The sequence below is a fragment of the Mycobacterium syngnathidarum genome, assembly GCF_001942625.1.
GTDB lineage: Bacteria > Actinomycetota > Actinomycetes > Mycobacteriales > Mycobacteriaceae > Mycobacterium > Mycobacterium syngnathidarum.
In genome coordinates this window covers 1-448 of record NZ_MLCL01000007.1, presented here as the reverse complement: position 1 = coordinate 448, position 448 = coordinate 1, and the positions used below count along the sequence as shown (strand labels likewise).

The following is a 448-nucleotide window of genomic DNA, read 5'->3' as shown; positions in this document are numbered from 1 at the left end:
GTCGACAACTGCCACAACTACTGAGCGACTCATGCATACGGTTGGTGTACGCACCACGCGGTTACATTGACGTCAAGTTTGAAAGAGGCAGAACGGGTGACCGGCCGGATCGATCATTACCCGGACGCCGTCCTGCGGCTGGAATTGCGCTGTCACTGCGCCGGCTTCGATGGCGTGCCGTTCAGCGGCATCTATGTCGGTGGTGGGTAGATCCATATGAACGGTGATGTGTTGTGTACCGGGGCTACTCGGCCATGTCGGTCTAATGAAATGCTTCTCGTACTCAATGTTGATCGTCGTCAAACCAGCCGCACCATCGGGGGCTCGCAGCTGAGCCCACCCCGCCTCTACTGATTCGCCGGGCCTGGGGCCCTCCGATGCGGTAACGGTCCATCCGAGAAGCCGCTGATAGAAAGCCGCCAGAGCCCGCGGATCCGGAGCGCTAATC

1 protein-coding gene is annotated in these 448 nt (G+C 59.6%); it reads right to left on the bottom strand.

What is annotated here, in order from left to right; translation table 11 throughout:
* Window positions 1–72: 72 nt before the first annotated feature.
* The coding region (locus BKG60_RS02375; RefSeq protein WP_207553859.1) for a VOC family protein at window positions 73–448 on the bottom strand (376 nt) is incomplete at its 5' end.